Source organism: Saccharopolyspora aridisoli, assembly GCF_004348445.1.
Taxonomy (GTDB): domain Bacteria; phylum Actinomycetota; class Actinomycetes; order Mycobacteriales; family Pseudonocardiaceae; genus Saccharopolyspora; species Saccharopolyspora aridisoli.
Genome location: NZ_SMKV01000006.1, coordinates 81,508 through 106,563, shown reverse-complemented (window position 1 = coordinate 106,563; position 25,056 = coordinate 81,508). Strand labels below are relative to the sequence as shown.

The 25,056-nt window shown below is 70.3% G+C and carries 24 protein-coding genes; 14 read left to right on the top strand and 10 right to left on the bottom strand.

The genetic code is table 11. The features are described from left to right. Positions 1-41: 41 nt before the first annotated feature. The 3 genes from E1161_RS06680 to E1161_RS06670 form a co-directional block, all read right to left on the bottom strand. Positions 42-545: a phospholipase gene (locus E1161_RS06680; RefSeq protein ID WP_207920132.1), complete on the bottom strand. Its 504-nt coding sequence runs from the start codon at positions 543-545 to the stop codon at positions 42-44. A gap of 243 nt (positions 546-788) precedes the next feature. Then, positions 789-1,307, bottom strand: a complete 519-nt coding sequence (locus E1161_RS06675) for an amino-acid N-acetyltransferase (protein ID WP_132620691.1) — start codon at positions 1,305-1,307, stop codon at positions 789-791. Positions 1,308-1,349: 42 nt separating this feature from the next. After that, on the bottom strand, positions 1,350-1,850 hold the full coding sequence (locus E1161_RS06670) for an amino-acid N-acetyltransferase (RefSeq protein WP_132620689.1): 501 nt from the start codon (positions 1,848-1,850) through the stop codon (positions 1,350-1,352). Positions 1,851-1,982: 132 nt separating this feature from the next. Between E1161_RS06670 and rimO the strand changes: the two genes are divergently transcribed. From rimO to E1161_RS06635, 7 genes are all read left to right on the top strand, one after another. Next, the gene (gene rimO / locus E1161_RS06665) at positions 1,983-3,401 is read left to right on the top strand and encodes a 30S ribosomal protein S12 methylthiotransferase RimO (RefSeq protein WP_132620687.1); all 1,419 of its coding nucleotides are present in this window, start codon (positions 1,983-1,985) and stop codon (positions 3,399-3,401) included. Beyond that, on the top strand, positions 3,398-3,988 hold the full coding sequence (gene pgsA / locus E1161_RS06660) for a CDP-diacylglycerol--glycerol-3-phosphate 3-phosphatidyltransferase (protein WP_132620685.1): 591 nt from the start codon (positions 3,398-3,400) through the stop codon (positions 3,986-3,988). The genes rimO and pgsA overlap by 4 nt, the downstream gene beginning before the upstream one ends. Then, on the top strand, positions 3,985-4,476 hold the full coding sequence (locus E1161_RS06655) for a CinA family protein (RefSeq protein ID WP_132620683.1): 492 nt from the start codon (positions 3,985-3,987) through the stop codon (positions 4,474-4,476). Before pgsA ends, E1161_RS06655 begins: the two co-directional genes overlap by 4 nt. A gap of 206 nt (positions 4,477-4,682) precedes the next feature. Beyond that, positions 4,683-5,114: a helix-turn-helix domain-containing protein gene (locus E1161_RS06650; protein ID WP_132620681.1), complete on the top strand. Its 432-nt coding sequence runs from the start codon at positions 4,683-4,685 to the stop codon at positions 5,112-5,114. 287 nt (positions 5,115-5,401) lie between these two features. Next, positions 5,402-6,232 carry a PspA/IM30 family protein gene (locus tag E1161_RS06645; RefSeq protein WP_132620679.1) on the top strand — a complete coding sequence of 277 codons (831 nt, stop codon included), beginning with the start codon at positions 5,402-5,404 and terminating at the stop codon, positions 6,230-6,232. A gap of 16 nt (positions 6,233-6,248) precedes the next feature. Then, positions 6,249-7,061 (top strand): phage shock envelope stress response protein PspM, encoded by an 813-nt coding sequence (gene pspM, locus E1161_RS06640; protein ID WP_132620677.1) that lies wholly within the window; start codon positions 6,249-6,251, stop codon positions 7,059-7,061. Positions 7,062-7,218: 157 nt separating this feature from the next. Beyond that, positions 7,219-8,487, top strand: a complete 1,269-nt coding sequence (locus E1161_RS06635) for a uracil-xanthine permease family protein (RefSeq protein ID WP_132620675.1) — start codon at positions 7,219-7,221, stop codon at positions 8,485-8,487. A gap of 20 nt (positions 8,488-8,507) precedes the next feature. Here the strand turns inward: E1161_RS06635 and E1161_RS06630 are convergent, their stop codons facing one another. Together E1161_RS06630 and E1161_RS06625 are read right to left on the bottom strand one after the other, a co-directional pair. After that, positions 8,508-9,287: a DNA-formamidopyrimidine glycosylase family protein gene (locus tag E1161_RS06630; protein WP_132620673.1), complete on the bottom strand. Its 780-nt coding sequence runs from the start codon at positions 9,285-9,287 to the stop codon at positions 8,508-8,510. A 4-nt stretch (positions 9,288-9,291) separates the two neighbouring features. After that, the gene (locus E1161_RS06625) at positions 9,292-10,122 is read right to left on the bottom strand and encodes a ParA family protein (protein WP_132620671.1); all 831 of its coding nucleotides are present in this window, start codon (positions 10,120-10,122) and stop codon (positions 9,292-9,294) included. Positions 10,123-10,238: 116 nt separating this feature from the next. On the opposite strand from E1161_RS06625, the gene E1161_RS06620 reads away from it, so the two are divergent. Then, positions 10,239-10,967, top strand: a complete 729-nt coding sequence (locus E1161_RS06620; protein ID WP_132620669.1) for a class I SAM-dependent methyltransferase — start codon at positions 10,239-10,241, stop codon at positions 10,965-10,967. A gap of 293 nt (positions 10,968-11,260) precedes the next feature. Continuing rightward, positions 11,261-11,680, top strand: a complete 420-nt coding sequence (locus E1161_RS06615) for a DUF3040 domain-containing protein (RefSeq protein ID WP_132620667.1) — start codon at positions 11,261-11,263, stop codon at positions 11,678-11,680. Positions 11,681-11,763: 83 nt separating this feature from the next. Here the strand turns inward: E1161_RS06615 and E1161_RS06610 are convergent, their stop codons facing one another. The 3 genes from E1161_RS06610 to E1161_RS06600 are packed head-to-tail and all read right to left on the bottom strand — an operon-like array spanning position 11,764 to position 16,296. Beyond that, positions 11,764-14,016 (bottom strand): transglutaminase TgpA family protein, encoded by a 2,253-nt coding sequence (locus tag E1161_RS06610; protein WP_235874837.1) that lies wholly within the window; start codon positions 14,014-14,016, stop codon positions 11,764-11,766. Beyond that, positions 14,013-15,263: a DUF58 domain-containing protein gene (locus E1161_RS06605; RefSeq protein WP_132620665.1), complete on the bottom strand. Its 1,251-nt coding sequence runs from the start codon at positions 15,261-15,263 to the stop codon at positions 14,013-14,015. Before E1161_RS06605 ends, E1161_RS06610 begins: the two co-directional genes overlap by 4 nt. Position 15,264: 1 nt before the next feature. Beyond that, a complete protein-coding gene (locus tag E1161_RS06600) occupies positions 15,265-16,296 on the bottom strand; it encodes an AAA family ATPase (RefSeq protein WP_132620663.1) in 1,032 nt (343 codons plus the stop codon). Positions 16,297-16,805: 509 nt separating this feature from the next. Here E1161_RS06600 and mraZ point away from each other — a divergent pair. From mraZ to E1161_RS06580, 4 genes are all read left to right on the top strand, one after another. Then, positions 16,806-17,237 carry a division/cell wall cluster transcriptional repressor MraZ gene (mraZ, locus tag E1161_RS06595; protein ID WP_132620661.1) on the top strand — a complete coding sequence of 144 codons (432 nt, stop codon included), beginning with the start codon at positions 16,806-16,808 and terminating at the stop codon, positions 17,235-17,237. A 174-nt stretch (positions 17,238-17,411) separates the two neighbouring features. Then, on the top strand, positions 17,412-18,446 hold the full coding sequence (gene rsmH / locus E1161_RS06590; protein WP_132620659.1) for a 16S rRNA (cytosine(1402)-N(4))-methyltransferase RsmH: 1,035 nt from the start codon (positions 17,412-17,414) through the stop codon (positions 18,444-18,446). Then, a complete protein-coding gene (locus E1161_RS06585) occupies positions 18,443-19,108 on the top strand; it encodes a hypothetical protein (protein ID WP_132620657.1) in 666 nt (221 codons plus the stop codon). Before rsmH ends, E1161_RS06585 begins: the two co-directional genes overlap by 4 nt. Further along, the gene (locus E1161_RS06580) at positions 19,102-20,856 is read left to right on the top strand and encodes a peptidoglycan D,D-transpeptidase FtsI family protein (protein WP_132620655.1); all 1,755 of its coding nucleotides are present in this window, start codon (positions 19,102-19,104) and stop codon (positions 20,854-20,856) included. Before E1161_RS06585 ends, E1161_RS06580 begins: the two co-directional genes overlap by 7 nt. Before the next feature lie 205 nt (positions 20,857-21,061). Here the strand turns inward: E1161_RS06580 and E1161_RS06575 are convergent, their stop codons facing one another. After that, positions 21,062-22,399: an MFS transporter gene (locus E1161_RS06575; protein WP_235874836.1), complete on the bottom strand. Its 1,338-nt coding sequence runs from the start codon at positions 22,397-22,399 to the stop codon at positions 21,062-21,064. A 202-nt stretch (positions 22,400-22,601) separates the two neighbouring features. Here E1161_RS06575 and E1161_RS06570 point away from each other — a divergent pair, with 202 nt between their 5' ends. Next, complete coding sequence (locus E1161_RS06570) at positions 22,602-24,320, top strand: IlvD/Edd family dehydratase (protein WP_132620653.1); 1,719 nt, start codon at positions 22,602-22,604, stop codon at positions 24,318-24,320. 110 nt (positions 24,321-24,430) lie between these two features. Here E1161_RS06570 and E1161_RS06565 read toward each other — a convergent pair whose 3' ends face one another. Next, positions 24,431-24,949, bottom strand: coding sequence for a CHAP domain-containing protein (locus E1161_RS06565; protein WP_408011961.1), 519 nt, complete (start codon positions 24,947-24,949; stop codon positions 24,431-24,433). Between the last annotated feature and the right edge of the window lie 107 nt (positions 24,950-25,056).

The window sequence follows — 25,056 nt, the reverse complement described above, 5'->3', positions numbered from 1 at the left end:
GGTCCTCCCGCCGGGTGGGGGTCTTCTGCTGTCGTGACCCGTCAGCGCTGGGCCGCGCGCTCCGGGATGTTGGCCATCTCCACGGCTTCGGCGACCGACGAGGCGGACCCGCCGAACTGGCGAACGGCCTCGTAGTACAGGTCCGCTGTTGACTCGCAGGCGCCGTCGCCATCGCACGCCGAGTACATGTCGTCGTGGAAGTTGTCGTCGATCTTCAGCCGGTTGTCCTCGGTGAACCGCTCCTGCGACTTGTGGTTGCGGTAGCCGAAGTCGTGCCGGTCGCAGCTCTCCAGGAACTCGTAGCCGAACGGCGAATCCGGGGAGTAGGAGCAGCCGTCGGACGACCAGTCGAGCTGGTCGGCGTGGGGCTGCTCCGAACGGATCTGGGTGAACTCGTCGAGCGAGTACTCGAAGAGGTAGCTGTCGGTGGTCTTCTGCAGCTCTTCGGGCGTGAGGTCGGCGGCGAGCGCCGTTCCGCTGGTCAGGAGCAAGGCACCGGTGGCGGCCACGGTGGCGATCAGGCCACGGCGACGGTTGCGTTCCAAGGCGGTCTCCTCTGGGTGGAACGAATGACCACAGGTGTTTATAACCGGTGCCAGAGGGGCTTGTGAGAAAGTTGCGAACTTACGAACGCGAACGGTTGATGAACGACTTGCCGGACCTCGGGTCCACCTCGCTGCGGGCGACGGACCCTGAGCGTTGGACTCGCGCGCCACTCCGCTTGCCACAGTGGTGACATCGTCGGCGGTACGAGCTGAGCCCCTCGCCTGGTGCTCGAGAAGACCTGGTCACGCCGGGAGTTCGAGGAGCATCCGGGTGTTGCCCAGGGTGTTGGGCTTGATGTTGGCCAGGTCCAGGAACTCCGCGACGCCCGCGTCGACCGACCGCCGCATCTCCTCGTAGACCTCGGGGCTGACCGGAGCGCCGTCGATGGTGCGAAAACCGTGCCGCCCGAAGAACTCCGTTTCGAAGGTCAGCACGAACACGCGCGTGAGGCCCAGCTCGGTGGCCAGCTCGACGAGCCGCCGGACGACGCGGTGACCGATGCCGCGTCCCTTGACCACCGGGTCGATCGCCACCGTGCGGATCTCGGCGAGGTCTTCCCACAGCACGTGCAGCGCGCCGCAACCGACCACGCGACCGCCGTCCTCGGCCACCCAGAACTCCTGGATGTCCTCGTAGAGCGTGACGAGTTCCTTCTCCAGGAGCACTTCTCCCGCGTAGGTGTCGACCAGCGCCTTGATCGTCGGAACGTCACCGATCCGAGCCCGCCGAATCACTATCTCCGACGGCGCATAACCATTCATGCATTCATCGTAGCGCCGCGTCCTCGGCGGAGCGCGCGAACATCAGGCCAGCTGCAACAGCATCCGCGTGTTGCCCAGGGTGTTCGGCTTGACGTGCGCCAGGTCCAGGAACTGGGCGACGCCCTCGTCCGGCGACTGACGGATCTCGTCGTAGACCTCCGGCGGGACGGGCGTGTTGGCGATCGGCCGGAAGCCGTGCCTGCCGAAGAACTCCGTCTCGAAGGTCAGCACGAAGATCCGGGGCAGCCCTAGCTCCGCCGCGTGCTCGATCAGCCGGTCGACGATGAGGTGGCCGACCCCGCGTCCCCTCTCCGTCGGGTCGACGGCCACGGTGCGGATCTCGGCGAGGTCTTCCCACAGCACGTGCAGCGCTCCGCAGCCGATGATGTGCCCGTCGCCCTCGGCGACCCGGAACTCCTGGATGTCCTCGTAGAGGGTGACCAGTTCCTTGCCGAGGACCACCTCTCCCGCGTAGTGGTCGATCAGCGACTTGATCGCTCGCGCGTCGCGGACTCGGGCCGGTCGCACCTCGATGGCATTCACGTTAGGTAAGCCTAACCACTCAAGAGGACGACGGTCTTCCGGACAGTCGTAATCCTGGCCACCACTCGGGAGGCATTCTGCGGTGGCAGGCTCGTTGCCGAGGGTCGACAGCAGGGACGTTAGGCTCGACCTATGTCAACCGAGCAGCAACACCACCGAGTCGCCATGGTCACGCTCGGTTGCGCCCGCAACGAGGTCGATTCCGAGGAACTCGCCGGGAACTTGCACGGCCGGGGCTGGGACCTCGTCGAACCCGACGACGCCGAAGTCGTCGTGGTCAACACCTGCGGCTTCGTCGAGTCAGCCAAGAAGGACTCCGTGGACACGCTGCTGGCCGCCTCCGACACCGGAGCGAAGGTCGTTGCCGTCGGCTGCATGGCAGAGCGCTACGGCGCCGAACTCGCCGAGCAGATGCCCGAAGCCGACGCCGTCCTGGGCTTCGACCACTACGACAACCTCGCCGACCGGCTCGATGACGTCCTCGCCGGTCGCGCCGTGCAGCCCCACCAGCCGCAGGACCGGCGCACGATGCTGCCGATCAGCCCAGTCTCGCGCCCGGCCGCCGCGGCCGAGGTCGCCGTCCCCGGTCACGGCTGGGTCCCCGCCGCGCGCGAGGTCTCCCGCCGCAGGCTCGACGACTCACCGGTCGCGGCGCTCAAGCTCGCCTCCGGCTGCGACCGCCGCTGCTCGTTCTGCGCCATCCCGTCGTTCCGCGGCTCCTTCCTGTCCCGCCCGCCGGAGGAGGTCCTCGGCGAAGGCGCCTGGCTGGCCCGCAACGGCGCCAAGGAGCTGTTCCTGGTCAGCGAGAACTCCACCTCCTACGGCAAGGACCTCTCCGACCAGCGCGCGCTGGAAACCCTGCTGCCGAGGCTTGCCGAGCTCGACGGCGTCGAGCGCGTGCGGGTGTCCTACCTGCAGCCCGCCGAGACCCGCCCGGGCTTGGTGCGCACCATCGCCACCACGCCGGGCGTGGCGCGCTACTTCGACCTGTCCTTCCAGCACTCCAGCGAGTCCGTGCTGCGCCGGATGCGCCGGTTCGGTTCCACCGAGTCGTTCCTGCAGCTCATCGAGCAGATCCGGGAGCTGGCCCCGGAAGCGGGCATCCGAAGCAACTTCATCGTCGGCTTCCCCGGTGAGAGCGAGCAGGACTTCGCCGAACTGCAGGACTTCCTCACCCGCGCCCGGCTCGACGCCATCGGCGTGTTCGGCTACTCCGACGAGGACGGCACCGAGGCCGCCGGCTTCGACGACAAGCTCGACCCGGACGTGGTCGCCAAGCGCGTCGAGCAGCTGACCGCCCTGGCCGACGAGCTGATCGCGCAGCGCGCCGAGGACCGCATCGGCACCGAGGTCAGCGTCATCGTCGAGCGCTTCGACGATGACGACGTCATCGGCCGCGCCGATCACCAGGGGCCCGAGGTCGACGGCGAATGCCTGATCGTCGAGTGCGACGAGCTCGCCGTGGGTGAGCTGGTGCGCTGCGAGGTCATCGACAGCGAAGGCGTGGACCTCGTGGTGCGGCCGCTGGAGAAGTCCGGGGAGCAGCCATGACGGCAGAAGGCCAGGCGCCGCAGGCGCCCGTCCTCAACATCGCCAACGTGCTGACCATGTCCCGGCTGCTGCTGGTCCCGGTCTTCCTGGTCGCGCTGTTCTGGGGCGACGGGCACGACGCGTTGTGGCGCTGGATCGCCACCGGTGTGTTCGCGCTGGCCTCCATCACCGACCGCATCGACGGCGAGATCGCCCGCAAGCGCGGGCTGGTCACCGACTTCGGCAAGATCGCCGATCCCATCGCCGACAAGGCGCTCACCGGCGCCGCGCTGGTCGGGCTGAGCCTGCTCGGCGACCTGTGGTGGTGGGCGACCTGGGTGATCATCGTCCGCGAGCTGGGCGTGACGCTGCTTCGGTTCTGGGTGATCCGGCACGGAGTGATCGCGGCCAGCCACGGCGGCAAGATCAAGACGCTGCTGCAAGCCATCGCGATCGGGCTCTACCTGCTCCCGCTGGGCTCCTGGATCGACATCCCGCGCTGGGTCGTGCTCGGCGCGGCGCTGATCGCCACCGTCGTGACCGGCCTGGATTACGTGATCCGCGCGCTGCGGCTGCGGGCCGCGGGCGGCACGAAGGCCGGCGCATGATCCTCGAACCCCTCGGCCTGCCGTACCCGCAGGTCGCGGCGCTGATCGAGGCTCTGCGGCAGCGCGGTGAGACGGTCGCGACCTCGGAATCGCTCACCGCGGGACTGGTCACCGCCGTGCTGACCGAGGTGCCCGGCGCCAGCGCCGTGGTGCGCGGCGGTCTGGTCGTCTACGCCACCGACCTCAAGGAGCGGCTCGCCGGGGTGGACGCCGACCTGCTCGCCGAGCACGGCGCGGTTCACCCGGACGTTGCCGCCCAACTCGCCGTCGGCGCGTCGCGTCGGTGCGGGGCGGACTGGGGCCTCGGGCTCACCGGGGTGGCGGGCCCGGGCCCGCAGGACGGAGTCGCTCCTGGCACCGTTCACCTGGGCTTCGCCGGTCCGCGGGGAACGCAGGTGCGCACGGTGGTGCTCGACGGTGATCGTCACGCGGTGCGCGCGGCGGCCGTTCGGGTGGCTCTGGAACACTTCGCCGGGCTGCTGCGTTGAACAATTTGAAGGAGGGGTCGGCAGGTGTTCGCGTGCGCTGTGCGCTGCGCAGACATGGCCCAACGGGGACTAGACCGATCGATCATGGACCGTTCGCCCTGGGCGGACTTCCGCTCGATCGTTCTCGTTCCGGCCCATCGATGAGTAACGTAGGGGGCGTTCACGCGTAGTGCACGCGGAAGGCGATGAAGGAAGGGAGGCGCGCGATGACCGCATTGTTGCGGGAGGCGGTCGGTGAACGGCTGCGCCGCGCCCGGACCGCACAGTCTCGGACGTTGCGGGACGTTTCGCGCGCTGCCCGGGTGAGCCTCGGATACCTGTCCGAGGTCGAACGGGGCCGCAAGGAGGCGTCCAGTGAGCTGCTGTCCTCGATCTGTGATGCCTTGGACCTGCCGCTGCCAGAGCTGTTGGTGACCGTGGCCGGTGACCTCGACGGGACGATGGTCGTGCCATCCGTCGTCGAGCAGCCAGCGACCGCGGACCTCGACGGTGGTCAGCTGGTGCCGAGCCTCCTCGGTGCTGAGCTCGCCGACGCCGAGCAGCAGTTCGCCGATGCCGGTGACGCCCGCGCGGGGCTTCAGCCGGTGCTCAGCCAGCGCATCAGCGCTCCTGTGCGCAAGCAGGTAGTGGCCGCCTGAACGACTAGACGACACACCCGACCGCCCCGCGTGCCACCGGCCCCGGGGCGGTCGGGTTTTAGTTGATCACGGTTCAACGTCCGTTGTGCCCCCGGAGCGGCGGCGGTCGGACGAAGCTGGTTCGATCAACGCTGAGCGCTCCGGGAAATACCCGGAGATCTGCCGTGTTTGGTGGAAGCGGACACAACTACCTGACACGATGGAACCAGCCGAGGCTCCTGATGCGTTGTATCGGCGAGAGATCGGCTGGGGGCAGCCGGCAAGCGGAGAGAAGGCAGGCGGAGGAGATGGCCAACCCGTTCGTGAAGGCCTGGAAGTACCTGATGGCGTCGTTCTCGTCGAAGGTCGACGAGCACGCCGACCCCAAGGTGCAGATCCAGCAGGCCATCGAAGAGGCCCAGCGGCAGCACCAGAGCCTCTCCCAGCAGGCCGCGTCGGTGATCGGCAACCAGCGCCAGCTCGAGATGAAGCTGAACCGCCAGCTCGGCGAGGTCGAGAAGCTGCAGGCCTCGGCCAAGCAGGCGCTGGTGATGGCCGACCAGGCTCGCACCGAAGGCGATGAGGCCAAGGCTCAGAAGTACGAGGAGACCGCGACGCAGCTGGCCAGCCAGCTGGTCACCGCTGAGCAGGGCGTCGAGGACCTCAAGACGCTGCACGACCAGTCGCTGGGTGCCGCCGAGCAGGCCAAGCAGGCCGTCGAGCGCAACGCGCAGGTCCTGCAGCAGAAGATCGCCGAGCGCACCAAGCTGCTCAGCCAGCTGGAGCAGGCCAAGATGCAGGAGCAGGTCTCGGCGTCGATGAAGTCGATGACCGAGGTCTCCGCGCCAGGCAACACGCCCTCGCTGGACGAGGTCCGGGACAAGATCGAGCGCCGCTACACCACCGCCCTCGGCGAGGCGGAGCTCGCGGAGAACAGCGTGCAGGGCCGGATGATGGAGGTCGAGCAGGCATCCGTGGACGCGGCCGGCGCAAGCCGCCTAGCCCAGCTGCGCGCCTCCATGGGTGGCGGCGAGCAGCAGCAGGTCACCGGCGGTTCGCAGCAGGAGCTCTCCAGCAGCGGTGAGCAGACCCCTGCGGAGACGAAGAAGCAGGAGAAGCCGCAGGCCGACCAGGCCTGATCGAGGCGGAGGCGCCATGTCCCGGAAACAGGAGCTCGCGCATCTGGGCGAGGCCGCCCTGGAAACCCTGCGCGGGCCGGTGGCGACCGAGGTCCGGCGCAAGTGGGCCGACTGGCGCGATCCGCGCGCCCGGCTTGTCCGCCGGCGCAAGACCGCCAAGCGGCTCGCGGGCACCAGCGGCGCCACCGCCGGTGTCTTCGGGTTGGGCGCCGTCGCTTCGTGGATGACGCCGATCGTGGATACGGTCTTCGCGTGGTCGCTGGCCGGGGAGACCGCCGCGTTGGGTCTCGGCGGTGTCGCCGTGGCCGGTGGTGTGGGCGCGGTCAGCGCGGGGTTGAAGTACCGGAAGTTGAAGAACACGCCGCTGCCGGAGTCCACCGCCAGCGAGCCGCTGCCCGCTGCGGGTTCGGCCGCGCGACCGCCGATGCAGCGGTTGCGGGAGGCGGAGCAGACGCTGAACAACGCGCTGGCCGAGCTCACCTCGGCCGGTGCGGGCGCCTCGGCGGCCGAGGCGCGGGCGACCGCGGACACCGCTGCGGAGGAGCTGCGCCGGGGCGCCAAGCGTCTGGTCGCGGTGGAGTCGGCGATGCGCTACGCGCCACCTGCCGAGCAGCAGGAGCTCCGCGCGGACGTCGACCGTTTGCGGGCGGAGCTGGACGAGGGCGTATCAAATTACGGCGGTGTGGTCGCCGCGGCCGGGCGCGCGGTGGCCGCGAGCGGTTCGGGCGAGCAGCGGCACCTGCTGCAGGACGCCACGGACCGGCTGGCCGGTCTCGCCGTCGGCATGCGCGAGGTCTTCGGCGAAGTGGACGGGTCCTCTCAGCACTGATCTTCACCACGCGCGGCATTCGCATCACAGGCGGTAGTCGATTTCTCACAATCGATGGACCGGGTGGCTTGATCGCGTGATGCCGAATAGTAATCTTTCCCCAGTCATCACATGCCGTGACAGTTGTTCCACCTGAAGGTGGCTCGGGGAGGCCAATGTGGCGTTGTGGGCCGTGCACGGCAACGGTCGACGACTGCTGCGCGATTCCGTTGTGTCCTCCGAGGAGCGCCTGAGCTGGCCGCTGACGATCGGCTTCGGGGTGCAGCACCTGCTCGCGATGTTCGGCACCACCACGCTCGTGCCGCTGCTGACCGGTTTCCCGGTTGCCACCACCCTGCTGTTCTCCGGTGTGGGCACGCTGCTGTTCCTGGTGATCACCCGCAACCGGGTGCCGAGCTACCTGGGTTCCTCGGTGGCGTTCGTGGTGCCGATGAGCGCTGCGGTCAGCGAGGTCGGCGCCGGTCCGGCGGCCCTGCTCGGCGGGATCATGGTTGTCGGACTGGTGGTGCTGGCCTTCGGCGTGGCCGTCAAGGCGCTGGGGGTGCGCCTGCTGGAAACCGCGATGCCACCCGTGGTCACCGGCGCGATCGTGCTCATGATCGGGCTCAGCCTCGCCCCGCAGTCCGTCTCGTCCTTCGACCAGCAGCGGGTTCCCGCCGCCCTGACGCTGGGGACCGTCGTGCTGCTGACGGTGATCAGTCGCGGCATGGCGGGACGAGCGGCGGTTCTGGTCGGCGTCCTGGTGGGCTGGCTGTACGCGGCCGGGATGGGGCAGCTGGTGCCCGAGCGGGTCGCCGAGCTGGCCGCGGCGCCGTGGATCGGGATCCCGGAGGTGATCACGCCGCAGGTGCACGTCTCGGTGGTGCCGTTCGTGCTGCCGCTGGCGATAGTGCTGGTCGCCGAGCACGTCGCGCACCTCAAGGCGGTCGCAGCCGTGTCGGGCCGCGATCTCGACCCCTTCGTCGGTGACGCGCTCATCGGCGGTGGACTGGCCACGATGATGTCGGGTTCGGCCGGTGGCTCGGCGGTGAGCAGCTACGCGGCCAACATCGGCGTCATGGCCGCGACCCGCGTCTACTCCACGGCGTCCTGCTTCGTCGCGGCGCTGTCGGCGATCGTGCTGTCGTTCTCCCCGAAGCTCGCCGCCCTGATCAACACGGTGCCGATGGGCGTCCTCGGCGGAGCGACGCTCGTCCTGTTCGGGATGCTCGCGCTGGTCGGAGTCCGGATCTGGCTCGACGCCCGCGTCGACTTCGCCGACCCGGTCAACCTCGCGGTCCTCGGCACGGCCGTCATCGCCGGTGTCGGCGACCTGACGCTCAGCGTCGGAGACCTCCGCATCACCGGCCTGGTGTGGGGCTCCATCGGGATCGTCATCGTCTACCCCCTCCTGCGGAACCTCGCAGACCTCCGCAACGTCCCCTGAGGTCCCGATCTCCGCTGGGATCAGGGTTGGCAGCGGGGGCAGTGGTAGGTGACGCGGTGGTCCGGGGGTTGGCCCTGTGATCCTCTTCGCACCGTGTTCCCGCAGCGCAGACAGGTCCTCCTGGCGTAGACCCAGTGCTGGTCGCCGCGGCGGAGGCTCTTGGTGGTGCTCTGCTCCGGGTGCCAGGCGTTGCGCAGGAGGAGGTCGTGGCTGAGCCGGACAGCCGCGCGGGCGTCGATCTCGCCCACCGGGGTCCAGGGGGAGCGGCCGAGCAGGAAGCAGACCTCGGTCTTGTAGAGGTTCCCGACGCCGGCCATGATGCGCTGGTCCATCAGGGCCAGGCCGATCTCGCGTTCGGGGTCGGCGGTGAGCCTGCGCAGCGCCTCGTCCTCCTGCTCAGGGCCCCAGTCCGGCGACAGCAGGTCCGGGCCCAGGTGCCCGATGAGCTCCGACTCGCGCGAGGTGGGCAGCCAGCGCAGGTCGTGCAGGGCGAAGCCGACCGCGACCTGTTCGGCCGTCGCCAGGATGGCGCGCGCCTGATGTCCGGGTCGCCGCCACCGGCCGCTCGGCGGGTACAGGTGCCAGGCGCCGTCCATCCTCAGGTGGTTGTGCAGCGTGCGGCCGTGATCGAAGCGGATCAGCAGGTGCTTGCCCGCGGGGCGGACCTCGCTCACCACCCGGCCGTTCAACTCCACAGTGGACAGACGAGGGTGTCGGATCTCACCGCGGATCAGCTCCCGCCCGGCCAGGGCCTGGTTCAGCCGGTGGCAGGCGAGGAAGACCGTGTCGCCCTCAGGCACCGGTTCACTCGACTTCCTCGGCGAGGTCCTCGTCCTCGGGCACCGGACGGCGGGTCCGGCTCGCGCGCAACGTGCGGGCGAGGATGAGGTTGAACGCCAGCGCGACCTCGCGAGCACCCGGCGTGCCCCACTGGTGGATCGGCATGCACGCGCCCTGCGCCTGCTGGACGGCGAGCCGGTCCGGCAGCGCGACCGGCATCACCAGCGGGCCGAAGATGTCCCGGAGCTCGTCGATGCGGTACTGGTGCTCGTGCGACCTCGGCCGCACCCGGTTGACCACCACGCCCAGCGGCTGGAGGTCCGGGTTGGTGGTGCGCTCGGCCTGGACCGCCTCGAAAGCGCGCTGGACACCGGACACCGCGAAGATCGTCGGCTCGGTCACCAGCAGCGCCCGGTCGGCCGCCACCAGCGCGGACCGGGTCAGCCGACCCAGCGACGGCGGGCAGTCCAGCAGCACCAGCTGGTAGGGGAGCTCGCCCTCGGCGATCAGATCGTCCAATTCGGACAGCGCGTCGTCGAGCCGGGACAGGTGATCGCCGTCGGTGTGCCCGTTGAGGTTCTCGGCGTCCTCCGAACCCACCAGCACGTCGACCTGGTCACCCCACGAACTGCCGGTCACCGCTGCCCGCAACACCTCCGGGCTGGGCTCGGCGAGGACATCGGTCAGCCCCTTCGCGGTCTTCTCCGGTTCGAGGGCGGCCGTGGCGTTGCACTGCGGATCGAGATCGACCACCAGCGTCCGAACCCCGCGCCGCATGGCGGCCGAGGCAAGCCCGAGCACCACGGTCGTCTTGCCCACGCCACCCTTGAGACTCAGCACCGCAACCGTCTGCACGCGGTCAGCCTACGGAACCGGCGTCGACATGAGCAGTGCTGGCCGTGTTTTGGCCGGGCGGTCCTGGTGCGGCACGCCGTTGCGGATCTCGGCCCACCCGGCATTACGCTTTTGGCATGAGATCGGACGCCGTCCACCAGGTGCTGGAAACCGAGATCGCCGACGCGGCGCAGCGGCTCGGCCGCCGACCGCGCGTGCTCGACGTCGGCGGCGGCAGCGGCGTGTGGGCGGTGCCGCTGGCCGAAGCGGGCTGCGCGGTGACCGTCATCGATCCCAGCCCCGACGCTCTGGCCACCCTGCAGCGCCGCGCCGAGGACGCTGGCGTCGCCGATCGCGTCACCCCGCTGCAAGGTGACACCGAAGCCCTCGCCGCGCTCAGCCCCGACGGTGGTGCCGACCTCGTCCTCGCGCACGGCTTGCTCGAGGTCGTCGACGACGTCGACGCCGCCATCGCGGCGCTGGCCTCGTCCACCGCCCCCGGCGGCGCGGTGTCGGTGCTGGTCGCCAATCGCTACGCGGCGGTCCTCGGCAGGGTCCTGGCAGGCCGTGTCGGTGAGGCGCTGCGGCTGCTCAACGACGCCGACGGCGCCCTGGACGCCGGATCGGAGACCCTGCAGCGCCGGTTCGACACCGACGGGCTCCAGCGGTCGCTGAACGCGGGCGGGTTCACCGTCGAGCTCGTCCAAGGCCAGGGGGCGCTCAGCGACCTCGTGCCGGGCTCGGTCACCGACGACAACCCGCGCACCGCCGACGCCGTCGCGGAGCTGGAGCAGGCCGCGGCGACCCGCTCGCCGCTGCGCGACATCGCCACCCGGCTGCACGCGATCGCCCGGAAGCCCAGCTGAGAGCAGGTCGGACCGTGCGGTTCCGGGAATCTCGACGATCGGCCGTCCAGGTGACGAAATGATCATCGACCGCGACTACCCAGGGTGCTTCGGCTGAACACGGCTGGTCGTTGACCTCGTGGAAGAAGTCGATCGCAGTCCCGATCCGAGGATGTCCGCAAGGTCGCAGGTTTCCGGTGGCCGGACCGGGTAGTCGTCGCGTCGCTGGAACCGTATCCTCAGTGGTGACGCCCCCAAGCGTTCGCCGGTCGGCAAGCCCGGCGCCATCGAGAACCTGTGCCGGAGGAGGAGTCATGCCACTCTCCGAGCACGAGCAGCGACAGCTCGAGCAGATCGAGCGCGCGCTCTACGCCGAGGACCCCAAATTCGCCTCCACCGTGCGCGGAGGACGGCTACAACGCCCATCCCGACGTCGGCGTTTGCAGGGCATCGCCGTCTTCGTGCTGGGTCTTGCCCTGCTGGTCGTCGGCGCGGTGATCCCCGCCCTCCGTCCGGCGGAGATCCCGGTGTTGAGCGTGGTCGGCTTCCTCGTGATGTTCGGCGGAGCAGTGATCGTCCTCTCCGCGTTGCGCGGTGGCGGCGATGACGCCGAGGCCACGGACAACAACAGCGGCGGCGGGGACAAGCCGAAGCGCGGTTCCGGCCGTGCCTCCGCGCGCGGCTCGTTGGCCCAACGCATGGAGGAGCGCTTCCGCAAGCGCTTCGAGCAGTAGAACCGCACATCGAAGATCGCCGCCGGGCCCCACGTGGACCGGCGGCGATCTTCGTGCGTGCGGGACGCGGGGCCAGCCCACCCTCAGGAGGTGCGCCACGGGGGTAGGGCGGAGCGCGGGAAGAGGCGGGAGCGCAGGTCCAGCGGAGCGTTCTGCTGGAGGCTCGTGGTGATCGCCTTCAGCGTCTCCCGCAGGGTGCCGTCCGCGTGGGAGGTGGGCGCGTACCACTCCCGCTCGACGGCCTTGACCAGCTGTTCCAGCGCTTCGGCGCCCGTCGTGTCCAGTTCGTGGTCCGTGACCAGCCGTTCCGCGAGCTGCCGGGCCGTGTGCGTGTCGCGCGGCTGGTGACCGCGATCCCGGAACTCGTCCAGAACTTCCCGCCACGCGGTGTCCGCCGCACCCGCGCGGCCCTCGGTGATCGCCTGGAGGCGCTGACCGCGGCGGATCTCGCGCACCGCCAGCGGTGTCGCCGCGCCTGCGCAGGCCAACAGCACGATCAGCACCAGCACCGCCACCGACCAGCTGTGATCGGCCGGATCGCGGCGTTGTTCGGGCACGTCACGGGCGTCGGGCTGGTCGGGCTGCGCCCCCGCCGCGGGCGGGACCGGAGCCCCGGGCGCGGGGGCGGGCTGTGGCTGGCCGGGCAGCGGAGCGGCCGCCTGCGGCGGGTGCAGCGCGGTGTCGAGGAACTGCGGCAGCGCGGTGCGTCCGTCGCTGAGCGGCGTCGGGTCGAAGGTCTGCCAGCCCCAGCCGGGGAAGTACGCCTCCACCCAGGCGTGCGCGTCCTCGGTGGTGATGACCTGCTCGGTGCCGTCCTGGTAACCGGCGGTGAATCCGACCGCCACGCGCGACGGGATGCCGATCGAGCGCAGCAGCACCGCCATCGACGAGGCGTACTGCTCGCAGAACCCGCGCTTGCCCCGGAACAGGAAGTCGCTCAGCGCGTCCTGCCCGGTCGCGGGCGCCGTGCTCAGGTCGTACCGGAAGCCGTTGGCGGGGTCGGTGAAGTACCGGTTGACCGCCACGGCCTTGTCGAACTCGGTGGGCGCGTTCTCGGTCAGCCGCCGCGCGAGCTCGGCGACCTCCGGCGCGATGCCCGAGGCGTCGACGTAGGCGGGGTCGATCGACATCGGCCCGCGCGCGGCGCGCAGCTCCTCCGGCGAGGGGTCCGGGACGATGACCTGCTGGGTGTAGGGCCGGGTCTCCTGGTTGGTCTGGGTGAACACGATCCCGGCGGCCGGGTCGTACCGCCAGCTCCGGCCCATGCCCGACACCTCGACCGGCGTGCCGAACACCGGCAGCCACGGATCGCGGTACCCGATCGGCTGGACCTCGATCCGCTCGGGCCTGCCACGTCCGATGGTGGTGCCCTCCGGCAGCGGCAGCGGGGCGTTCGCGTCGACGCCCTGCGTCAAGCCGTCGAGCTGCCAGCCGGAACGCGGGTCGAACTTGCGCAGCGTCATCGCGCGCAGGTAGCTGTCCTGCTGAAGGCCCCGGACGCGGAAGAGCTCGACCACCTGGTCGCGGTTGAGCTGCCCGCGCAGCGAGGTGAACGGCTGCAGCCCGATCCCGTCGGTGCCGCTGAACTCCTCGGGCACCGAGCCCGGCAGCCGGCCCTCGGTGCCGACCCCGGTGAACACCGAACCGGCCAACACCGCGATCACCCCGGCCGTTCCCGCGACCACGGAGGTGGTCCGGCCGAACAGCGTGCGAGCGACCCGGTCGGGCTCCTCGTAGCGCCGCCACCTGTGGTGGTGGCCGCCGCAGGCGAGCAGCAGCGCGTAGCCGGCGCCGCCCAGCGCGAAGGACCACCACGGCAGCATCCGGTCCGACAACGACGCCGGGATCGCGAACACGCACAGCAGCACGAGGCCGGTCACCGCGGGCGTGCCGATGCCCACCGCGATCAGATCCACCAGAAGCGCCACCACGCCCAGGCCGAGGCACACCAGTGCCTGCAGCGGCGGATCGGCGGCCACCGGAGGCACGCCGGTGCTGATCAGCTCCCTGGTCCCGCCCAGCAGCCGGGCCAGCTCGCCGAACGCGGCGGGTCCGGGCAGCACCCCGAGGAACGCGCTGGGCCCGGCGAACAGCACGGTCAGCGTCACCAGCAGCACGGCCAGCTGACCGGCCGCGATGCCCACGGTCGGCCAGCCCAGGCGCCTGCCGAGCACGCCCGTGCCCACGACCGCAGCGACCGTGATCAGCGCGGGCAGCAGCCAGCGCAGGTCGGCCAGCACCCCGGCGAACGCCGCCGAGGCGCACATGACGGCCACCGCTCCCGCCGCAGCGCCGACCAACGAGGTGTCGAGGGAACCGGTCTTGTCCGTGCTCACTGCATCATTCCCGCGGTGTCGCCTGCCTTGGTCTGCCCGCACAGCTCTCGCCACACCTCGGTGATCGGCGTTCGCGGACCCTCGGCCACCACGACTGTCCAGCCCGCCGCCCGCAGCCTGCGCGCGGCGTCGTCCACGTCGTTGCCCGCGCCGTCGCTGTTCCACGACCGGACCGCGAGCAGCACCGCGATGCTGCGGGTCTCCTGCGGGCGGAGCTTGGTCAGCTCGGCGACGGCCGCGGCGGTGGTCTCGCCGAGCACCGCGATGAGCTCGTGCCCGTCCCCGGGGTCGCGGCTGCACTCCAGGTCGCGCTGCGGGGACGGGCGCACGGCGGCCAGCGAGTCGAGCAGCGCTTCGTCCCGTCCGCCGTCGTCGCCGCCGATGTTGCGGGTCAGCGGACGCCCGTCCTCGGTGACCAGCCGAACCTGCTGCCCGTGCTGGGCCAGGTGCAGGCAGATGCTGGCGACCGCGGAGATCGCCCACTCGACGCTGTTGCTCGCGCCGCTGCCCCGGTGCGCGGCCGAACGCCGGTCCAGCAGCACCGTGACGCCGCCGTGCCAGGGCCGTTCCTCCACCCGCACCATCAGCTCGTCGCGTCGCGCGGTGGACTTCCAGTGCACCCGGCGGATGTCGTCGCCCTGCCGGTACTGGCGGACCATCGCGTCGTCCTCGCCGTGCCCGGCGCGCAGCCGCGCGGTGCCGTCCTCACCCGTGCCCAGCCCGGACCCGGCGGGCAGCCCGGCCAGCTCGACGACCTGCGGCGTGGCCACCAGCCGGGAGCGCCCGGCCAGCTCGCGTTCGAACTGGGCCAGGCCGAACGGATCGCCGATCCAGGTGCGCAGCGGTCCGATGTGGTGGATGCCGCGCAGCGCGGGGATCACAGGGTAGGCCAGCACCTGGCCGCCGTGGCGGGGCACGATCGGCAGCCGGAACCGGGGGCGGCCACCCAGCGCGTGCGGGGTGCCGTCCTCCAGGACCAGCCCGTCGGCGGGCAAACGGCCGTTGGCGCTGATGTGCAGTTGCACGTCAGCACGCGATCCGACCTCCACGCGCGGTGGCTCGACCACCCGCCGAGCCGCCACCCCGAACCTGACCTGGCCGGACAGCGCCAGCGACAGCAGCGGTAAGGCGATCACGAACGCCGAGACCCGCAGCAGGTCCCGCTCGTCGAGGACCAGCGCGCAGATCCCGGCTGCCACGCCCGCGGCCAGCAGGCAGCGGCCGCGGATGGTCAGCCCGGACAGCATGTCAGCCTCGTTCGTCGTGGATGTCGCCGCGCGGCACCGGGATGCGCTCCAGCAGCTGCCGCACCAGGTCGGTCGCCGAGCGGCGGGCCGCGCGCGCCTCGCTGGTCAGCACCAGCCGGTGCGCCAGGACCGGACCGGCCACGGCCTGCAGGTCATCGGGGATGACGAAGTCGCGGCCGGCCAGCGCCGCCTGCGCCCGAGCGGCCCGCACGAGTTGCAGCGTCGAGCGCGGGGAGGCGCCCAGCCGCAGCTCGGCGAGGTTGCGGGTCGCGGTGACCAGCTCGATCGCGTAGCGGCGGATGTCGGTGGAGGTGTGCACCTGGGAGACCACGCGCAGCAGCTCCTGCACCTCGGCGGCGTCGGCGGCCGGGCGCAGCTGGCTCAGCGGGTCGTGCCCGGAGTGCTCGTCGACCATCGCCAGCTCGGCCTTGGCGTCGGGGTAGCCGATCGACACCCGCGCGGTGAAGCGGTCGCGCTGGGCTTCCGGGAGGGCGTAGGTGCCCTCCATCTCGACCGGGTTCTGCGTCGCGATGACCATGAACGGCGAGCCGAGCGCGTAGGTGTCGCCGTCGACGGTGACCTGCTGCTCCTCCATGCACTCCAGCAGCGCGGACTGGGTCTTCGGCGAGGCTCGGTTGATCTCGTCGCCCACCACGATGTTGGCGAACACCGGTCCCGGCCGGAACTCGAAGCTCTCGGTCTGCCGGTTGTAGATGGACACGCCGGTGATGTCGCTGGGCAGCAGGTCCGGGGTGAACTGGATGCGGCTGACGGTGCAGTCGATCGAGCGCGCGAGGGCCTTGGCCAGGGAGGTCTTGCCCACACCGGGGACGTCCTCGACCAGCAGGTGTCCCTCGGCGAGCATGGTGACCAGCGCGATCCGGACCACCTCGGGCTTGCCGACGAGTACCTGCTCGACGTTGGCGGCGATGCGCTGGATGGTCCCGTGCACGTGATCGATGCCGGGCGCGGCCGCGACGGGCCCATCGGTCGTTGGCCCGACGGCACCGGTCAACTGGGTCTTCGGCGTCACGCCACCTCCTGGATTGCGCCCTCCCGGTCGTGTCTGGCCCGCAGACCGGGGGTGCCGGGAGGACACCCGGACCGGGCTGGCGGAGCCGGAGGCGGCACTGCCCCCACTTCACCCCACCACCGATGCCCGGCGGCTGCCGGACATCGAACGGACTGAGCATAACCGCCCGCCCGACTAGTTGATCTACACGCGTGCTGACCGGCGGTTTTCGCGAATCCCCCACTCATCGTGGCTGGTGGACCGGCGGTGGTGCGTGGTGGGGTGGGGGCACGGCGGCGCCCCCGTTCTCCCCCACTCCGCCCCCACGGCGTGCTACCTGCGGAAACAGCCGCGACCTCGCCTGGGTGAAGGGGGCGTTTCGTGTTGACGGTGGAGAGGAGTGGGGTACTGTGGGGCGCGGTGGGGCAAAAGGGGGTCCTGCTGCCTCCGTCGGCAGTTGACTCCGCGCCGGTCCGGCGCGGGGACCAGTCGTCGGCAGGGGCGATCCGGGCCGGGGGAGGTGGACCGGGATGTTCCTCGGTACCCATCACCCCAAGCTCGACGACAAGGGGCGCTTGACGCTGCCGGCGAAGTTCCGGGACGCACTGGCGGGGGGTCTGATGGTCACCAAAGGTCAGGACCACTGCCTCTACGTCTTCCCGCGCGACGAGTTCGAGCAGATGGCGCGCAAGGTCGCCGAGGCTCCGTTCACCAACGAGGCGGTTCGCGCCTACCAGCGGTACCTGTTCGCCGGAACCGACGAGCAGCGACCCGACGGTCAGGGGCGGATCTCCATCGCACCGGAGCTGCGGCGCTACGCGGAATTGAACAAGGAATGCGTGGTCATCGGCGCGATCACCCGCCTGGAGATCTGGCAGGCGGAGAGGTGGCAGAGCTACCTCGACGAGCACGAGGAGGGCTACGCCCAGGCTCGCGAGGAGGTGCTGCCCGGCGTTTTCTAGGCGTGGCAGTCGGGTTTCGTGAGGCCTCGGTCCGCTCGGCTTTCGCCTCCTGGTGCATCTTCCCCGGTACCAGGAAGCGACGGGCGGGCGGGGACCTGACGGGATCCGGCGCAAGAGGGGGATCAAGGCTGCGACGGTCGGTGCGCACTGCTGAGTGCGCACCGATCGCTGGTTATGAGCAAGAACGGCACGCGGGAGGGAGGGACCGCAGTGGCCGACGAGCCGCATGAGACGGGCGGTTCCGCCCGCGACAAGCACGTGCCGGTGCTGTTGGAGCGGACGCTGGAGCTGCTCGCGCCTGCGTTGTCCCGGGACGGGGCGGTCGTCGTCGACGCCACGCTGGGCATGGGCGGGCACTCCGAGGCGATGCTCACCGCGCACCCGGGGCTGACGCTGGTCGGACTCGACCGCGATCCGGACGCGCTGCGCCTGGCGGGCGAGCGGCTGGCGCCGTTCGCGGACCGGATCCACCTGGTGCACGCGGTCTACGACGAGTGGGAGCGGGTGCTCGACGAGCTCGGGCTGTCCGCTGTGGACGCTGCGCTGTTCGACCTGGGCGTGTCCTCGTTGCAGCTGGACGAGGCCGACCGCGGTTTCGCCTACGCGCGGGACGCACCTCTGGACATGCGGATGGACCCTGGTGCGCCGCGCACCGCCGCCGACGTCCTCAACACCTACGCGCACGAGGACCTGGCGCGGGTGCTGCGGGTCTACGGCGAGGAGAAGTTCGCGGGCAAGATCGCCTCGGCGATCCTGCGCGAGCGCGACAAGGAACCGTTCAGCAACAGCGCACGGCTGGTCGAGCTGCTCTACAACGCAGTCCCGGCCGCCAGCCGGCGCACCGGAGGGCACCCGGCCAAGCGCACCTTCCAGGCGCTGCGCATCGAGGTCAACGCCGAGCTCGACGTGCTGGAGAGGGCTCTGCCCGCGGCCGTGGAGTCGCTTGCCGTGGGCGGGCGGATCGCGGTCATGTCCTACCACTCGCTGGAGGACAAGATCACCAAGCGGGTACTCGCCGATCGCGTGAAATCCCGCACCCCGGTCGACCTGCCGGTCGAACTTCCCGGGCACGGGCCGGAGTTCCGGCTGCTCACCCGGGGTTCCGAGCAGGCCGGCGAGGACGAGAGAGAGACGAACCCCAGGGCGGCTTCGGTGCGGCTGCGCGCCGCCGAGCGGATCCGCGGGGGCAACGGCGAGGAGGCGACATGACTGCACCTGCACGTGCCAACGCGGCTTCACGCAACGACAGCGCCCAGGCCGAGACCGTCGAGAAGACACGCACGGCACCTCAGCCGAGCGGGCTGAAGCCGCCCAAGAAGGCCGACAAGCGCCGCACCCGTTCGGCCGCCGCCGAGCGCGCCTACGCGCGTCGCGAGGAGCGCCGCGAGCAGTCGGCCCGGCGCCCGCGCCAGGTCCGGCAGGGCATCGACGACCGGCGTCCCGTCGCGGCGATGCCGCGCGCCAAGCAGCTGGTGCACGAACGGGTCTCGACGCTGGCCCGGCTGCCGCTGGTCGTGGTCGTGATGGTCGTGCTGGCCACCGGCCTGGCTGCGACGCTGTGGCTGTCGATCTCGGCGGTCAGCGGCAGCTACCAGCTGCAGGAGGGTGAATCCCGGGTCAACGCGCTCAACGAGCGCAAGGAGCAGCTGCAGCGCGACGTCAGCACGATGGGTTCGACGCCGGAGATCCAGCGCCGCGCCGAGCAGGAGCTGGGCATGGTCAAGGCCCCGGCGCCGGCGCACCTGGTACCGCAGCCGGACGGTTCGGTCGTGGTCGTCGGCGAGCCGGAGAAGGCCACCGCACCGCCGCCGCCCGCACCAACGTCGCCGGAAGCAACCGGCGGTTGTTGGTCGGGCGGTTGCTCATGGTGATCGCGCTGCTGGTCACCGGCGCCAAGCTCGTCCAGGTGCAGGGCGTGGAAGCCGGTGCGCTGTCCAGCCAGGCCGAGAAGCAGCGGATCACCAAGGACGCGATCCCCGCCGAACGCGGGTCCATCGTGGACCGCAACTCCACCGTGCTCGCCTTCTCCAGCGAAGCGCGCCAGCTCTACGCCAACCCGCGCCAGCTCACCCAGGCGTTCGACGAGCAGCACGCCAAGGATCCGAGCAAGCCGACCTCGGTGCAGCACAAGCAGGACATCGCCCGGTTCATCGCCAAGACGCTGCCCGGCCAGATCACCGAGCAGGAGGTGCTGGACGCGCTGTTCAAGGACGCCGCGTTCACCTACTTCGGCCCCGAGATCGATCCCAGCCAGGCCAACCTGATCACCGAGAAGTACCCGCACATCGGCGCCGAGTACCGCGCCACCCGCGAGTACCCGGCGGGAAACCTGGCGGCCAACGTCATAGGCGCGGCGAACTGGCGGATGGACGAGCGCGAGGTCCAGGGCCAGATCGGCCTGGAACTGGCGATGAACAAGGTCCTCGCCGGTCGCAACGGCACCAAGGTCTCCGACACCGCGATGGGATCGAACCTGGTCATCCCCGGCACCGAGCGGGAGCTGGAACCGGCCACCCCCGGTTCGGACGTGCAGTTGACCCTGGACTCGGACCTGCAGCACATGGTGCAGCAGGCGGTCTCCGACTACGCCGTCCGCGCGGGTGCCAAGAGCGCGAGCGCGGTGGTCCTCGACGCCAAGACCGGCGAGGTCTACGCGCTGGCCAACGACAAGACCTTCGACCCGCGCGGGCCGTGGGTCGGCAACCTCGGCAACCCGGCGGTCACCACGCCCTTCGAGCCCGGCTCGGTGAACAAGCTGATCACCGCGGCGGGCGCGATCGAGCAGGGCGTGATCAAGCCCGACACGGTGTTGCAGGTGCCGGGCAGCATCGAGGTCGCCGACCGCACGGTGGGTGACGCGTGGGAGCACGGCACCATCGGGCTGACCTTCACAGGGGTGCTCGGCAAGTCCTCCAACGTGGGGACGCTGATGGTCGCCCAACAGCTCGGCGAGCAGCGGTGGTACGACCTGGCCAAGGCGTTCGGGCTCGGCAAGCTGACCGGCATCGGCCTGCCCGGCGAGAGCGCGGGCAGCCTGCTCCCGCGCGAGAAGTGGTCGGGCTCCTCCTTCGCGAACCTGCCCATCGGGCAGGGCCTGTCGATGACCGTGCTGCAGATGGCGGGCATGTACCAGGCGATCGCCAACGACGGCGTCCGCGTGCCGCCGCGCATCATCGAAGCCGAGATCGCTCCGGACGGAACGCGGATCGAACGGCCGCGCCCGGAACCGGTCCGGGTCGTGAGCCCGCAAACCGCGCACACCGTCAAGGACATGCTGCGCTCGGTGGTGCAGAACGGTCCTGGAAGCGCCAACGACGGCACCGGCCCGGCTGCCGCGATGCCGGGCTACCAGGTGTCGGGCAAGACCGGTACGGCGCAGCAGATCGATCCCGAGTGCCGCTGCTACAGCCAGTCCAAGTACTGGATCACGTTCGCGGGCATGGTCCCCGCCGACGATCCGCGGTTCGTGGTCGGCCTGATGCTCGACGCCCCGTCCGGCTCGCGCGAATCCAGCTCGGCGGCGCCGCTGTTCAACACCATCGCCAGTTTCCTCACCCAGCGCTACCAAATTCCGCTGTCCAAGGAACAAGCCCCACTGCAGACCCTCCAGACCCCGTGAGCGGGAAAATCCAACCGGCTCTTCCTCACCTTGACCGCGGGTCGAACGGGCTGCTGTCGCGGCCGAGTGGCCAACGACCCGGAACGACGGAGAAGCAGGCTCGGTTCGAGCCGTCGAACAGGCACTTTGGAAATCTTCCTCCTCGGGGGGAGCCGGTTGTTGTGCCGCACGGGGCAGTTCGGGTGCGCTTGCGAAGGAGTGCGGGTCAGTTCGGGTTGAGGTTCTTCGGGGTTCGGGAGTTCTGCGGTGTCGTGGCCCGAGCGGGGTCTTCGGATCTCGTGAGGGTGAGGAAGAGGCCCTCTGCGGCGAAGCCGCAGAGGGCCAGGAGGTAGAGGCCTGCTGCGTCGGAGTCGAGGGTCGATTCGATCCAGGTCTTGGCGACCGGGGCGACGAAGCCGCCCAGGTTGCCCAGCGAGTTGATCAAACCGATGCCGGCCGCGGCGGCGGTTCCCGTCAGGTAGGCGGCCGGGAAGGTCCAGAAGACCGGCTGCACGGCGATGTAGCCGGCCGCTGCCACCGACAGGCCCGCGATGGCCAGGACCGGGTTGCTGAAGGCCGCGGAGGCAGCGATGCCGACCGAGCCGACGGCGACGCAGGCGGCCGCGACGAAGCGTTTCTTCGGCTGTGCCAGGCGGTCCGCGGCCGTGTTGACCACGATGTTGACCACCAGCGCCACGGTCCACGGGATCGCCGTGACCAGCCCGACGAGCAGACCGACCTCGCTGCCCACTGCTTCGGACACCTGCGTCGGCAGGTAGAAGGTCATGCCGTAGACGCTGCACTGGATCAGGAAGTAGATCAGGCAGAAGTACAGCACCCGGAGGTCGACAAGGGCCGAGAGCAGCCGGTGCGGTCCCCGCTTCGCCTCGTCCTCGGCGTCCAGCGCGGCTTGCAGGGTGGTGCGCTGGTCCTCGGTGAGCCACTTGGCGTGGGCGGGGGAGTCGTCGAGGTAGAAGAACGCCCACACGCCGACGACGCAGGCGATCAGGCCCTCGACGGCGAACATCCACTGCCAGCCCAGGAACCCGGCCGCGCCGTCGAGCTCCAGCAGCGCGCCCGACAGCGGTGCGCCGAGCACCGAGGCCAGCGGGATGCCGAAGTAGAACAGCGCGTTGCAGCGGGCGCGGTAGGCGTGCGGAACCCAATAGGTGATGTAGAGGATCACGCCCGGGAAGAACCCGGCTTCGGCCACGCCGAGCAGGAAGCGCAGCAGGTAGAACAGGAACTCGCTGTTGACCAGCGACATCGCTGCGGAGATGAGGCCCCAGGTGACCATGATCCGGCACATCCACCAGCGGGCACCGACCCGCGTCATGATCAGGTTGCTGGGGACTTCGAACAGCGCGTAGCCGATGAAGAACAGCCCCGCGCCGAGCGCGTAGGCGGCCTCCGAGATCCCAGCGTGCGCCTGGAACTCCTCCTTGGCGAAGCCGATGTTGACGCGGTCCAGGAACGCGATGATGTACATCAGGAACAGGAACGGGATCAGTCGGACCATGACTCGCCGTACCGCTGTGCGCAGCGCCGGGGCGTCGGATCGCACCGTGCCTCCTCGTCGAGGTTCGGTATGTCGAACGATGTTCGTGATTTGGGTCACGAGCGTAGGAGTGCCGCGTGGGCAGCGTCAACGGTCCTGTTCGAAATCACAATCACTGTTCGGTATTGCGAATGGGCTATTGCGCGCCGCCGCACGAGCTGGTTACGTCGCTCCCATCCGCTGGAAAACCACAGCTCGGGAGGACGCGATGAGCACGCCGCGGCGCAGCGCCAGCTGGTTCGGGGCTTACGGGCGAGCGGGCATGACCGCCCGCTCCTGGGTGAAGAACCAGGGCTACAGCGACGAGGTGTTCGACGGGAGGCCGGTCATCGGCATCGGCACGACCTGGTCGGAGCTGGCCCCGTGCAACGCCCACCAGCAGCGCATCGCCGAATCGGTGAAGCGCGGCGTGTGGCAGGCGGGCGGATTCCCCTTGGAATTCCCCAACATGGCGCTCGGCGAGACGCTGATGCGGCCGACCACCATGCTCTACCGCAACCTGCTGGCCATGCAGGCCGAGGAGACCATCCGCGCCAACCCGCTCGACGGCCTCGTCCTGCTCTCCGGTTGCGACAAGACCACTCCCGGGCTGCTGATGGCCGCTTCCAGCGTCGACTTGCCCGCCGTGATGCTCACCGGCGGCCCGATGCTCAACGGCAAGTACCGGGGAACCGACATCGGTTCCGGCACGGCCGTGTGGCAGGCCGAGGCCGACCTGGTCGCGGGCCGCATCGACCAGGAGGAGTGCTACTTCATCGAGGGATGCATGTCCCGCTCCAACGGGCACTGCATGACGATGGGCACCGCCTCGACCATGGCCTGCGTCGTCGAGGCGCTGGGCATGCAGCTCCCCTACGCCGCGTCCTGGCCCGCCGTGGACGCCCGCCGCTACGCCACCGCGCAGCAGACCGGGCAGCGGATCGTGGAGATGGTCTCCGAGGACCTCAAGCCCTCGGACATCCTGACCCGCGAGGCGTTCCGCAACGCCATCCGAGCCAACGCCGCCATCGGCGGCTCCACCAACGCCGTGGTGCACCTGATCGCGATCGCCAAGCGGGTCGGCGTGGAGCTCACCGTCGACGACTTCGACCTCGACACCCGCGAGGTGCCGACGCTGGTGAACCTGCAGCCCAGCGGCAAGTTCCTGATGGAGGACTTCTGCTACGCGGGCGGGCTGCCCGCGGTCCTCAAGGAGCTCGGCGGGCTGGTCGAGCGAGAAGCGATCACCGTCAACGGCAAGACGATGGGCGAGAACATCGCCGACGCCGAGGTGCACGACCGCGAGGTCATCACCTCCTTCGACGAGCCGTTCCAGGCCGTGGGCACCGGCACCGCCGTGCTGCGCGGATCGCTGGCGCCCGGTGGCGCCGTGATCAAGCAGTCCGCGGCTTCGCCGCGGCTGCTGGTGCACCGGGGCACGGCGATGGTGTTCGAGGACGTCGACGAGTACTACGCGGTGTGCAAGGACGACGATCTCGACGTCGACGAGAACACCGTGCTGGTGGTCCGCAACGCGGGCCCGAAGGGTTACCCGGGGATGCCCGAGGTCGCCAACGTCCCGGTGCCGAAGAAGGTGCAGGACGCCGGGTTCGACGACATCGTCCGCATCTCCGACGGCCGGATGAGCGGTACCGCCTACGGCACGGTCGTCCTGCACGTCACGCCCGAGGCGGCCGCCGGCGGTCCACTCGCGTTCGTCCGCACCGGCGACACCATCAGCATCGACGTGCCGAACCGGCGGCTGGACCTGGAGGTACCGGACGAGGAGCTCCAGCGCCGCCGGGCCGAGTGGAAGGACCCGGACAACCCCTACGAGCGCGGCTGGCAACGGCTCTACTACGACCACGTCCTGCAGGCGTCCGACGGTGCCGACCTGGACTTCCTCGTCGGCAAGTCCGGCAGCTACGTCCCCCGCGACGGCCACTGACCGAGCGACGTACCGCGATCACGGCGGTTCCCGCGTTCCCGATTGCGGCGGTACCCCGGGTCCTGGTTGCGGCCGTGGCCGGGGATCGCGGGAGATCGGGCTGGTTGGCCTCAGAGACCGGCCGGGACCTGCGGTTCGCTCCAGCCGAGGTAGTCGGCGAAGTAGGAGGTGCTGTCGGCGTGGCCGATGGCGCCGTTGACGCTGCTGCTGTGGAACCCGCCGTTGCCGTCGGCGATGCCGACGTGGCCGTACTCGCTGATGTTCCAGTAGACGAAGGCGCCTGCCGGGGGAGTGGAGCCGTCGGTGTGGGCCTTGCCGGCGGCGACCGCGCCGTTCCAGTGGTCGATGGCGGAGGGCCAGACGCCGGTGACGCCCCAGGCGTTCTCGGCGGCCATCTCGCACATGCCCTCGTAGGAGGTGTCTCCCGCGTGGGCCTCGAACCACTCGACGGCTCCTGCGGCGGTGCCGTCGCCGGCGTCGAACGGGGTGACGGCGGCCGGTGCGGTGGCGGCGGGTTCGGCGGTCGGCGCGGGTGCGGCCAGGGCGGTCTGGTCGGTCAGCGGAGCGAGGACCAGTGCGGCGGCGAGACCGGTGGCGGCCACGCGGCCCGGACGATGGCTTTTCACGATTTCCTCCAAGGACTGGAAAATCCCCAACAGGAATCGGAACGTTATAGGTCCGGAATGTCGTGGGCCAAGGGGTGCGTCGACTTCTCGCCACGGCGCTCGCCGGGCTG

Excerpts from the sequence above, each read along its gene's own strand:
- rimO (WP_132620687.1), top strand. The coding sequence starts at position 1,983 with ATGTCAACCGAGCAGCAACACCACCGAGTCGCCATGGTCACGCTCGGT.
- mraZ (WP_132620661.1), top strand. The coding sequence starts at position 16,806 with ATGTTCCTCGGTACCCATCACCCCAAGCTCGACGACAAGGGGCGCTTG.
- E1161_RS06570 (WP_132620653.1), top strand. The coding sequence starts at position 22,602 with ATGAGCACGCCGCGGCGCAGCGCCAGCTGGTTCGGGGCTTACGGGCGA.
- rsmH (WP_132620659.1), top strand. The coding sequence starts at position 17,412 with ATGAGCAAGAACGGCACGCGGGAGGGAGGGACCGCAGTGGCCGACGAG.
- E1161_RS06675 (WP_132620691.1), bottom strand. The coding sequence starts at position 1,307 with ATGAATGGTTATGCGCCGTCGGAGATAGTGATTCGGCGGGCTCGGATC.
- E1161_RS06605 (WP_132620665.1), bottom strand. The coding sequence starts at position 15,263 with ATGCTGTCCGGGCTGACCATCCGCGGCCGCTGCCTGCTGGCCGCGGGC.
- E1161_RS06645 (WP_132620679.1), top strand. The coding sequence starts at position 5,402 with ATGGCCAACCCGTTCGTGAAGGCCTGGAAGTACCTGATGGCGTCGTTC.
- E1161_RS06615 (WP_132620667.1), top strand. The coding sequence starts at position 11,261 with ATGCCACTCTCCGAGCACGAGCAGCGACAGCTCGAGCAGATCGAGCGC.
- pspM (WP_132620677.1), top strand. The coding sequence starts at position 6,249 with ATGTCCCGGAAACAGGAGCTCGCGCATCTGGGCGAGGCCGCCCTGGAA.
- E1161_RS06620 (WP_132620669.1), top strand. The coding sequence starts at position 10,239 with ATGAGATCGGACGCCGTCCACCAGGTGCTGGAAACCGAGATCGCCGAC.
- E1161_RS06655 (WP_132620683.1), top strand. The coding sequence starts at position 3,985 with ATGATCCTCGAACCCCTCGGCCTGCCGTACCCGCAGGTCGCGGCGCTG.
- E1161_RS06650 (WP_132620681.1), top strand. The coding sequence starts at position 4,683 with ATGACCGCATTGTTGCGGGAGGCGGTCGGTGAACGGCTGCGCCGCGCC.
- E1161_RS06580 (WP_132620655.1), top strand. The coding sequence starts at position 19,102 with ATGGTGATCGCGCTGCTGGTCACCGGCGCCAAGCTCGTCCAGGTGCAG.
- E1161_RS06585 (WP_132620657.1), top strand. The coding sequence starts at position 18,443 with ATGACTGCACCTGCACGTGCCAACGCGGCTTCACGCAACGACAGCGCC.
- pgsA (WP_132620685.1), top strand. The coding sequence starts at position 3,398 with ATGACGGCAGAAGGCCAGGCGCCGCAGGCGCCCGTCCTCAACATCGCC.